The organism is Rhodopirellula sp. UH5 (assembly GCF_056839225.1).
On sequence record NZ_CM166390.1, the window covers coordinates 4,412,975 to 4,425,244 of the forward strand.

Sequence of the window (12,270 nt, forward strand, 5' to 3'; positions counted from 1 at the left end):
TCACATACCCGAAGACACCTGCTTAGCCAGCCCGATAGAGATGCGAATAGTCGTCTCGAGCGACCCGAGTTCGATCCGACAGCTGAGCAAAGTAAGCGTCCGAATCAACGCCACCATTCAAGGAATCGCGAGCACCGTCGGAGATCAAGTTGTCGGCAAGTTCAGCGACAATGGTCTCCACGCGGTCTTCCACGTCTTGATCGGAATCGATCCAGGCTTGGATCAAGCGATCGGCGTCCAGGCTTCCCGAGAGCAGCGGAACATGGTCCGCGATCAGCAAGTCTTCTCCACCGTCACCGTCCAATCGATCGGCACCAAAACCGCCAATCAGAATGTCGCGTCCATCGCCGCCGTAGATCCGGTCTTCGCCTGCTCCACCGACGATCAAATCGCTGCCGTCACCACCTCGCAGTTTGTCGTCGCCTTCACCGCCAAACAAACTGACAGGAACACTTAGACCACGCTCCGCGGTGATGTCGTCATCGCCGGCCCCACCATAAACCACCACGCGGCTGACATTCGTGTAGGTCTGGGTGTCCCAGCGTCGCGCGGTTGGATCGTAGACCCGAACTTCAATGGCATCGGGTTGGCCAGAGATGCCGAACAGACGAATATTGTCCGAATCGGCAGTGCCGCCAATGGTGACAATCGATTTCCCGGGATCGGTTGGATCCACTTGGCTGATCAATGAGTCAGCCTGCAAGATCACCTCTGCGGCGCCGGCACCATTGGCATTGTCCGTCGTACGCACCTGAATCGTGAAGACGGAATTCGATTGAGGGGTGAAGGTGAAGGTGGCACCCGTGCCACCGTCGATCGTCGCTCCAGTCGAATTGAGAACCGTCCAAGCAAAGATCGCAACCGCGTCTTCGGGCAAATCCTCGACGACGGCAGTGAACGTCGTCGGCTGGCCAACGGCGGCAACGCCATCGCCTTGCACACTGACGAGACGCGTGTCCGGTTCGACGGTTTCCCCACCGCCCCCAGACTCTCCGCCTGATCCGCCATCCGCTCCGCCGCTCGCAGGCAGTCCGCTGCCTTGAGCAACATCGACCATCCATTTCAGAGCAGGCGCGGACAGCGTGTTGAACGTTTGATCGCCAATCTGGTCAGCGATTTCGAAACGCAGATAATCGCCCCCGTCATTGTGCAACGAATCGCCAACGCTGCTGCGTTGCAATCGGTCAGACTCACTGCCGCCGCGTAGAACATCGTCGCCTTCGTCCCCATCGAGCAAGTCTTCTCCGAAGCTGCCCAGCAGTTCGTCATTCCCGTCGCCGCCACTGATGTGGTCTCCGTACAGATCCATTTGAACACGTTTCAATGCTGGCGATTTCACAAACGCCTCCATCGAATCGTCCATGTAACCGGCTTCGAAGGTCGTCCGTGTCAACGGGATCGGAGCACTCGTGTCATCGACACCCAAGGTGGTGATCGACACTCCGTTGTCACCCATCACGACATCGTTGCCCGCTTCCCCTTCCAGGTCATCCTCGCCAATCTTCCACTTGGCATAAATCTGACCTTGGCGATCTCCTGGTCCCAATGCCGCTCCTGCTTCCAGCAATTGGCGTTCGCGCCCGACATAGTCTTCAAAGTGGAACGGGGATCGATCACGCGCATTGCGAGAAATCTGGTCCATCACCCGTTCAACGTGAATGTCGAGGGCTTGCAGTTCCGTCGCGTTGGCCGGCGTGTTCAGAACCAATGGCATGGCAATCACGCCGCGGTCACCGATCAGGATGTCGGCGCCCGCCCCGGCGTTGATATCATCGTTGTCGAGCTCCCGGTCCAGTGCCGGAACGTACGCAATCTTGCTGACCGAATCACGATGTTCCAGTTCCGTCGCCACATTGAATGTTCGTAGCGCACGTCGTTGCGCCAGAGCATCCTTCTGCTGTTCATACTGGTCATCCAAGGCAACACGCAATTGCGCCAATGGCTCTCCGGAGATCCCCGTGGGGCTGACCGAGTTGGGCAAGTCCCCTGTTGCGCCCGTCACCAAGGGGGCGACCCACCAACCGTCGCCTCCGACCAGCGTGTCGTCGCCGGCACCGCCTGAAATCTCATCCTCCCCCAGAACCAACGTGTGGTATCTCAGGAACTCCACGTCGCTGGCACTGAGACTTGGCAGACCAGGCCGTTGGACGGACGCATCCTCCAACAACGTGTCAATCACGCCAACGTGCGCCACCGAAACGAGGTGCGTTGCATCGGAGCCAAGGATTTCAATGCGACCATAGTACTTCAGCAGCTCAGCAGCCCGTTCTGGGATGGCTTCGCTACCGGGCAGCACTGCGGTTGAAACAAGGTCGTATTGCGCATCGTCGCCAAAGACCGTGTCGTTCCCATCGCCAGCGTTGATCGTGTCGTTGCCGATCTCGATGTTCCGCATGGGCAGCGATTGCCCGTGAACTTTGTACCGGACAACATCGACATCCAATGCCAGGTCTTCCAAGGAATGCATCACGCCCACAAAACTGTCGGCTGCTGCCTGCTGGGCATCCGCAATCGGATCGAACCCAGTGCGAACGGGAGTCTCCACGTACCAATTGTCGCCAATGAGAAGGTCATCGCCACCATCGCCGTCCAAACGATCGTTCCCTGCCAATTGATCCGCGTGGCCGATCACGGTCGGGGTCAAGGCAATCGCAGGAATCAGTTCCAGCCCCCCGGAAGTTGTCAGCCAATCTTCCGCCGCGATCTGGGCCAGCTCCGAGTTGACCCCAGCAAAACGCTGCCACACCGGTTCTTGAGCAACCAAGTCGCCAGGTTGAGCCAGCAACTCGGGGACGATCACGTTGCCCAGCACGTCCAATTGCACTTGGTAGTTTGAAAGGTCCGCACCGGACAGAATCCCGATCAAACGCGTCGACGCAGCAATCTGAGGCATGTCCGTTTCGACTGGAACGGCATTGATTGCTCCGTCGCCGACGATGGTGTCATCGCCAGCGCCGCCACGCAAGTCATCGTCGCCTCGCTGCCCAAGGATGATGTCGCGATCGTCGCCACCATCCACAAAGTCGTCATCGCTTGGTTCCAGGTCAATCAAGATCACTGCATTGACGACTTGCCCTGTCGTTGCGTTGCGATGTTGCAATCCATTGGGAAGCACCACGTTGGCCAACACGATTTGATCCGCCGCCAACAGTTGCTCAGCCAACTCAGGATCGAGGCCGACCTGCGTTGGATCCATTTCCAAGATGCCTGTGATCGTTCCAATTTCTTCCGTGATCAGATCACGATGCCAAACGCCATCCGAATTCAGTTGTGGAGATCCATCGGCAAGGAAGTCACGCAAGATCTTCCCTGCATCTGCCAGGATAAAGTCTTGCCCCTCATCGCCGTAGATCTGGTCAGCGCCCAAGCCACCCGTGATTTCGTCGCTGCCTTCGCCACCACGAATCGTGTCGTTGCCCCGCTGACCGATGGCGATGTCTTGCCCGTCACCACCCAACAGCGTGTCATCGCCGCCGATCTTGTCCTGATCGTCAAACGGAACCACTTCGCGAATCACGATTGAATCAAAAGGTGCCAGATAAGTGGTCCACGTCCCCAACTGCTCACTCAACAGTTCGCGACGAACGATCCCGTTGTCACCCAGGATGACATCCTCGCCCGCATCACCAGACAACAAATCGTCGCCATCGTCGCCGAACGGAACGTTGTGCCCACCCAAAAGATCATCCTGGCCGTCGCCGCCATACACAGTGTCATCACCCTGCCCTGCCCAGACAAAGTCATCGCCGTCTTCGCCGTAGATCGTGTCCGCACCACCTCCGTCCGCGTTACTGATGAAGCGGCTGATGACCTGCTCATCCACCGGCAAGGTGTAGTCCACTTCGCCGTGGTCACCCAAGATGATGTCATGCCCCTCGCCACCGTACACCGTGTCGTCGGCTGTGCCCCCGATAATGATGTCGTTGCCAGCCCCACCGTGCAGCGTGTCATTGCCACCAATCGTCGGATCCGACGTGATGATGTTGTCGACCGTGGTCGGGTCTTCGTCCGCGATCACAAAATCGACCACACCGTTGTCGCCCAGCAACACGTCACGTCCCGCACCGCCATCGGCCACGTCGTCCGCCGCTCCGCCCAGCAAAATGTCATTCTCCCCGCCGGTGGAGATCGTGTCGTTGCCACCAATCGCTGGAGATGTCGTGCGAACAACCAGCAATTGCCCAGCATCGTTGAACGTCGCGATCCCGTTATCGCCCAGAGCGATGTCCGGCGAAGCGTCTCCGTTGGCGTCATTGCCAGCGTCGATGAAGTCGTCCGCCGCACCGCCAAAGACAATGTCCGCACCAGCACCCGTGCTGATGAAGTCGTCATCGCCGACAGCCGGATCCGAAGTCTGAATCTGCGTCAGGACTTGCCCACCACCATCTGTGTAAAACAACGCGTTGCCGTTGTCACCCAGGACGATGTCTCGGTCAGCGTCGCCCACACTTTGGACGCCTGTGTTTCGGTCCACGTCGACCGCATCCGAACCGGCCCCGCCCAAAACCACATCCGGACCAGGACCGACGAAAATATCATCGTCGCCACCAAGAATTGGATCGATCGTCGTCAGGTCGGTCAATCGCCCATCATTCGTGAAGTGAGCCACGCCGCTATCACCGATCACGACATCCGCCGCAGCATCGGTTCCGGCGTTGACGAAATCGTTTCCGCCGCCGCCAAGAACAATGTCCGGCCCGTTGGCAGCATCAATGATATCGGCCCCGCCCTGATCGGAAGCAATGGTCGTGATCGTGGTCAACACACCAAACGTGAACAAGGCTTCCCCTGAGTCACCCAAGATCACATCGCCTGACAAACTGTTGCCGCCAGTGATCGTGTCATCCGCTTGGCCACCCAATAGAATGTTGCGTCCATCGCCCGCGTCGATGACATCGTTGCCACCGATCGATGGCGAAGTCGAAACAACGCGTGTGGCAAGTGCGGTGGTCGCGTCGAAGTACGCCGCACCTTCATCGCCCAGAATCACATCGTCATCGTTGCCGATCTCACCGGCCAAACCGCCGATGATCTGGTCCGCGTCCGCTCCGCCGAGGATGATGTCACTGCCTTGGCCAGTCGAAATCGTGTCCGCGCCACCAATGCCCGGGGCCGTGGTTTCGATCTCGATCAACACGCCAGTCGTCGTGAACGTCGCTTGGCCGTTGTCACCCAACACGACATCGATCGAGACGTCGCCGTCCGCATCGCTGCCCGCGTTGATCTGGTCACCTTCCGCTCCACCCAGGACCACGTCCGGTCCTGCCGCAGCAACGATCGTGTCGACACCGCCGACGCTGGGTTCCAATGAAACGATCGAGGTGAGAACGCCCGCGGTGAACAAGGCTTCCCCTGAGTCACCCAAGATCACATCGCCTGACAAGCTGCTGCCGCCAGTGATCGTGTCATCTGCTTGGCCACCCAACAGAATGTTGCGACCATCACCCGCGTCGATGACATCGTTGCCACCGATCGACGGCGAAGTCGAAACAACACGTGTGGCAAGTGCGGTGATCGCATCGAAGTACGCCGCACCTTCATCGCCCAGAATCACGTCGTCGTCATTGCCGATCTCACCGGCCACGCCGCCGATGATCTGATCCGCGTCCGCTCCGCCGAGGATAATGTCACTGCCTTGGCCAGTCGAAATCGTGTCCGCGCCACCGATGCCCGGCGCCGTGGTTTCAATTTCGATCAGCACACCCGCTGTGGTGAACGTCGCTTGGCCGTTGTCGCCCAACACGACATCGATCGAAACGTCGCCGTCCGCATCGCTGCCCGCGTTGATCTGGTCGCCTTCCGCTCCGCCCAGGACCACGTCCGGTCCTGCCGCAGCAACGATCGTGTCGACACCGCCGACGCTGGGTTCCAGTGAAACGATCGAGGTGAGAACGCCCGCGGTGAACAAGGCTTCCCCTGAGTCACCCAAGATCACATCGCCTGACAAGCTGCTGCCGCCAGTGATCGTGTCATCCGCTTGGCCACCCAACAGAATGTTGCGTCCATCGCCCGCGTCGATGACATCATTGCCACCGATCGACGGCGAAGTCGAAACAACGCGTGTGGCAAGTGCGGTGATGGCGTCGAAGTACGCTGCACCTTCATCGCCCAGAATCACATCGTCATCGTTGCCGATCTCACCGGCCACGCCGCCGATGATCTGATCCGCATCCGCTCCGCCGAGGACGATGTCACTGCCTTGGCCAGTCGAAATCGTGTCCGCGCCACCGATGCCCGGCGCCGTGGTTTCAATTTCAATCAGCACACCCGCGGTGGTGAAGGTCGCTTGGCCGTTGTCGCCCAACACAACATCGATCGAAACGTCGCCGTCCGCATCGCTGCCCGCGTTGATCTGGTCGCCTTCCGCTCCGCCCAGGACCACATCCGGTCCTGCCGCAGCAACGATCGTGTCGACACCGCCGACGCTGGGTTCCAATGAAACGATCGAGGTGAGAACGCCCGCGGTGAACAAGGCTTCCCCTGAGTCACCCAAGATCACATCGCCTGACAAGCTGCTGCCGCCAGTGATCGTGTCATCTGCTTGGCCACCCAACAGAATGTTGCGTCCATCGCCCGCGTCGATGACATCATTGCCACCGATCGACGGCGAAGTCGAAACAACGCGTGTGGCAAGTGCGGTGATGGCGTCGAAGTACGCTGCACCTTCATCCCCCAGAATCACATCGTCGTCGTTGCCGATCTCACCGGCCACGCCGCCGGTGATCTGATCCGCGTCCGCTCCGCCGAGAATGATGTCGCTGCCTTGGCCAGTCGAGATCGTGTCCGCACCACCGATGCCCGGGGCCGTGGTTTCAATTTCAATCAACACGCCCGAGGTGGTGAACGTCGCTTGGCCGTTGTCGCCCAACACGACATCGATCGAGACGTCGCCGTCCGCATCGCTGCCCGCGTTGATCTGGTCGCCTTCCGCTCCGCCCAGGACCACGTCCGGTCCTGCCGCAGCAACGATCGTATCGACACCGCCGACGCTGGGTTCCAGTGAAACGATCGAGGTGAGAACGCCCGCGGTGAACAAGGCTTCCCCTGAGTCACCCAAGATCACATCGCCTGACAAGCTGCTGCCGCCGGTGATCGTGTCATCCGCTTGGCCGCCCAACAGAATGTTGCGTCCATCGCCCGCGTCGATGACATCATTGCCACCGATCGACGGCGAAGTCGAAACAACGCGTGTGGCAAGTGCGGTGATGGCGTCGAAGTAAGCTGCACCTTCATCGCCCAGAATCACATCGTCATCGTTGCCAGTCTCACCCGCCAAACCACCGGTGATCTGATCCGCGTCCGCTCCGCCGAGGATGATGTCACTGCCCTGACCAGTCGAAATCGTGTCCGCGCCACCGATGCCCGGGGCCGTGGTTTCAATTTCAATCAACACGCCCGAGGTGGTGAACGTCGCTTGGCCGTTGTCGCCCAACACGACATCGATCGAAACGTCACCGTCAGCATCACTGCCCGCGTTGATTTGGTCACTGGCCGCTCCGCCCAGAACCACGTCTGGACCTGCCGCAGCAACGATCGTGTCGACACCGCCGACGCTGGGTTCCAATGATGCGATCGAGGTGAGAACACCCGCGGTGAACAACGCCTGACCATTGTCGCCAATGATGATATCGCCATCGAGCGAACTGCCGCCGGTGATCGTATCGGCACCCGCACCGCCAACCAGCACATTGCGTGCATTGCCAGCGGTGATCACATCATCGCTGCCGATCGAATAGTTGGTCGATTGAACGCTCGTCAGCACGCCCGTTTGGTCGTCGAACAACGCAGAACCTTCGTCACCGATGATGACGTCTTCCAGGCTGTCGGCTCCTGCCAACAACTGGTCGGCTCCTGCACCGCCAAGGATCACCATCCGGCCAACTCCGGCCGTCATCAAGTCCGCTGCACCGACGCCACTCGCTTCGGTGCTCGCTTGCGTGAGGATTCCAAAACCATCGGTCTCAACAACGTTGTCAGTGTGTGAGAACGTCAGTCGTCCGCCGTCACCGATCAGAATGTCATTGCCCGATTCTGGCGTCAGCGAAACTCCATTGCGGTCAAAGTTCACAAAGTCAGACCCGAAACCGCCAAAGACGCGGTCGTTGCCGTCTTCGCCAGACAGCGTGTCGGAACCGCCGATCGAATTCTCGACCGTGACCGCACTGAGCACCGCGCGATTCGTCAGCAAACGCAGGCGAGTGGAAACCGCCACATCGTCGGCCGGATCAGCATTGCCGCCATCATCGAACGGACGAATCACAGCCAGCGTGACGCTGCCATGATCACCAAACAGAAGGTCGTTGCCAGCGCCACCCAACAGATCATCGTCGTGCCCGCCCAGCAAGTCGCGATTGGGCGCGGTGTTCGCCACATCCGTGACGGTCGTGATGGTCAGAACATCCGTGGCAAGATCGAAGCGGGTGCGAAGGTCCGCGTTGATTGCGGAATCGCCAAACAGTTGATCATGACCATCGCGTCCTTCGATGCTGTCTTGGCCACCACCGCCCAACAACAAATCATTGCCGCTACCGCCACGGATCGTGTCATTTGCACCGCCGCCATAGGCAGTCACGCCTTGGCTCGAAGTGATGTCGAAAACATCGTTCCCATCATGGTCGTAACGCAAAGCCAGTCCCGCGGTGTTGCCGGTTTGCCCGGCGAAATCACGACCATCTTGGAACGTGTCACCCAACAAGATCAACGGTGCATCCTGGTCGGTTTCAGCATCCAAATCACCATCGACTCCACCGCCGGTGACAACAAAGTGATCGCCGCCCATCACGCCCGGGGAGATTTCCCGGTTGCCGCCACCATGGATCACGGTGATCGCTCCCACAGCGGTGCCCGCGATTTGAATCGAGTCATTTCCTGACCCCAAGAAGGTCTCCAAAATCTCAGCACCAGCGTACGCCACACCGGCGTTGAAACTGATCGCCGGATCGCTCCCTTGGCCCGGAACGCTCAGGCTGTCGCTGGTCATTCCCAAGCCAGTCATTTGGCTGGCGGTCAGCCACAGAGAGTCATCCGCTTGGCTACCGTCTTGGAAGACTTCGATCCGATCGGTCTGCTGACTTTCATCCGCTGTGTCGGCAACCGGCGAAGCGGCCTGCGTCTGTTCCGCTGGCAACATCACTGCTTCGGTGAAACTGATCAGGCCCGTGTCCGCGACCGCCGACGCATCGATCTGAAGCGGTCCATCAAAACCAGCCACTTGGTGTGACGAAACAGAAATGTCTTCCGAGGTCGTGAACTCAGCCACCGCTGACAGCGTGATCGTCACCGGCTGATTCCAATTCGATGCATCAAAAACCACATAGGGCGTCGCATGGTCACCGCCTGCTGACATCACGCGACCACCCGAGAACGAGGTCGCACCATCGGTCTTCAAGCCGACTTCGACGGTGCCCGTGGGCTGCTGGCTCAAACGAACCGTGTAGGTATCCTCGAAGGCTCCGGCACCACCAATCCCTGCAAACACCGCATTGCCGGTAACACTCGCCTGCACAACCACCTGCGGCGTGTCGTCGTCGACCACCGTGAAGCTCAACTGCATTGGCTGAGCAGACTGAAAGTCCACGTCGGCACTGCTGAGCGTATGCCCCACGACGCTGGACATTTCGCTTTCCAAAGCAACATCGTTGACCGCTGACACCGTGACGGCTTGAACTTGATCCCAGTTGGCAGGGGTGAAGGTCAGAGTCGTTTGTGACAAGCTGACTTGCGCGTCGTGCGTGAGCATGACTGTGACGTTCGACGTGGGCGCTCGATTGAGACGGACGCTGTAGCTGGCTGAAGCGTTTCCGTTTTCGGTCGGGTCAAGCGAATCGCTGCGTCCTTCGATCAGCAAATCTTGACCAGGAGCGCGTTCGATGATGAGCCCGGCCTGATCGTCATCCACCACCTGCACATCCACACCAGGAACGAAGGCTCCATCCAAACCCGCGTGTGTGGAGACAAGGCTGTGTTGGATCCCTGAGACAAGGTCGCCGGAGGCAACGGTGTCCCCAATGGCTCGCAACTGGACGGTTCTGGCCTCGTACCAAGTGGCGTTGCTGGACGGATCAAAGGCGATCGTCGCAGCGGATGCCCAAGTCAAGCCTCCATCAACTGACAGCTCCAACCCCGTCCCCAAACCTGACAACGTCAGATGAGCCATGTGCCCTGTGTAGCTAGCACGGTCCACCGCCATCGCGACGCTGTATTGGTCGGTTGCTGCGTAACCGGCAACTTGCTCGGCCACACGTGTTTCGCCATCGGTCTGACGAATCACGACCACATCTCCTGCCACCCCGAGGCGACTGCGTGCATCAATCACGTTGGCCGACATCGCCGGGACCAACAAACCATCATAAGCCGGATCGCTGATGGCATCGACCGTGTGCTGGATCGTCGCCGCCTGGCCAGGCCCTGCTGCCGAGATGATCCGTTCGGTCACGTCGCCGCCCAGCGTGAACTCGTCGCTGCCCGAATTGCCTTCGACGCGATAGCCCACGCCTGCCGCGGTGCCTTCGACAAACACGTGATCGTCGCCCGCCAAAGTGCTAACGGTCACCAATTCTTGGCTGCCGTCGAGGACCGTGGTCAGACCGCCACCGTCAATCGAAGCTGGCGTCAAACGCAGGTTGTCATCCGCATGCGATCCGACAACGGTGACGTAGTCCGATCCGGCTCCGCCGCTCAATTGCATCGGACGATGAACCACGTAGTTGTCCGAGGCGGTATCGTCGACGGCCTTGACAAAGCTGCGGAGCTGGAAGGAGTCGTCGCCGGCTTGGCCATCGATCGTCAAACTGGCCGCGTTCGCGAACACATGAAACGAATCCGATCCTTCGCCAGCACGGATGGTCAACGGCGAGTGGATCCCCGCACTCAGGTAGCCTTCTGTGATCTGGGTGGTTTGAATTTCATCGCCAACCGCCACGCCACTGGCATAAGTCTGCGTGACTCCATCAGCCGATCCCGTGGGATTCGGATCAGTCGAATACACTTGACCGATCTGGAAAACATCATCGCCATCGCCCGATTCAATCGTGATCGGCGTGGAAGAATCATCGGTCAGGAATTGGTCATTGCCGTTGCCAGATCGAATCAGGATTCCACCGTTCAGCGTCGCGTCATAGTCGATGCGTTCCAAGGTATCGGCCAAGCCGTCTTCACCCTCAGGCTCCACCGCGGTTTGCAATCGAGCCAAGAAGTGCTTGCGAATCAGAAACAGATCGTCCGCCGTCGTGCCAAGCACCGTGACTTGGTCGACGCCGTCATCGGCCGCCCCGGTGTCAGTGATCGTGACACGTTCATCGCCAATCCCATCGAGATCAATCTCGGTCAAGTCGGTGGCGCCCGCACCGTCCAAGAAGTAGTGACCGCTGGCAAGATTGCTCAACAGCATCGTGTCGCGATCGGCTTCGCCTAACACGCGAGTGATCGGAGCAAGGATGTCCTGGGAAAGCGTGAATGTGGCACCGACGTCTGGGTCAGCGTTGCCCCAATCCAGTTCAAACTGCATTTCCACCGACGCTGAAACGGTCGCTCCCGCCAACACCTGCACATTGTCGCCGACTCGCAGGACCGTGGTCCCAGAACTGTTGGTGATCACGGAGGTCGCGTCAATGATCAAGTCCTCGGTTCCCGCCCACGTGTCAGGCAGGCTGATGCGAATGCGGCCATCGGCGTTGGATCCGATTTCGCCAACCGTCACACTGCCTTCCGTTTCAATGATCTCGATGGCACCAGGTGCCACGGCTGACAAACGGCCAACGGGCACCGATGCTCCGCGAATCGGGTTCCCGGAAGACAGATCCGCACCATCCCCCACGCTGCTGCCGGTGTTGATTTCCAACGGATTGCTAGCCGTCCCGATCGACGCCGGTTGCTGTCCCAAGCCAGCACGCAACACGACATGCCGACCGAAGACCAGAGTCTCCTCATCCGGCGACACATCCAAGATGCTGCGATCGGCGAACAAGGTCACATCGCCCCGCCAAGAGTCCACTTTCCCAAGCAACATGTCCGCACTGGTTTCCGCCAACCAAACCGACAAGTCAGCCTTCACGGTCAGAGTTCCCGTGCTGCTGTCCGACGCCCCAACATTGATTTCCAAAGGATTCAGTGCGGTACCAATCCGCGCCTGATCGCCGGTTTCACTGATGGCGTTCAGTCGCAGATCTTGGGCGGACAAATTCGCGAATGCATCCACGGATCCATCCGTCGTTGTTTCGCGACCATCAACAATGTCGTCCGTCGTGTTGATGGTGACGGTGGCGTTGTTCG

Annotated in this window: 1 protein-coding gene (running past one end of the window); it reads right to left on the minus strand. The window is 59.3% G+C overall.

Annotated elements, in window-relative coordinates; genetic code table 11:
* Positions 1-22: 22 nt before the first annotated feature.
* Positions 23-12,270, minus strand: partial view of a hypothetical protein gene (locus tag UH5x_RS15680; RefSeq protein ID WP_482632950.1) — the 3' end only. Its footprint extends 16,789 nt past the window's final position; the window shows 12,248 of its 29,037 coding nt (coding positions 16,790-29,037); its start codon lies off the right edge, out of view — the gene reads right to left on this strand; it ends in the stop codon at positions 23-25.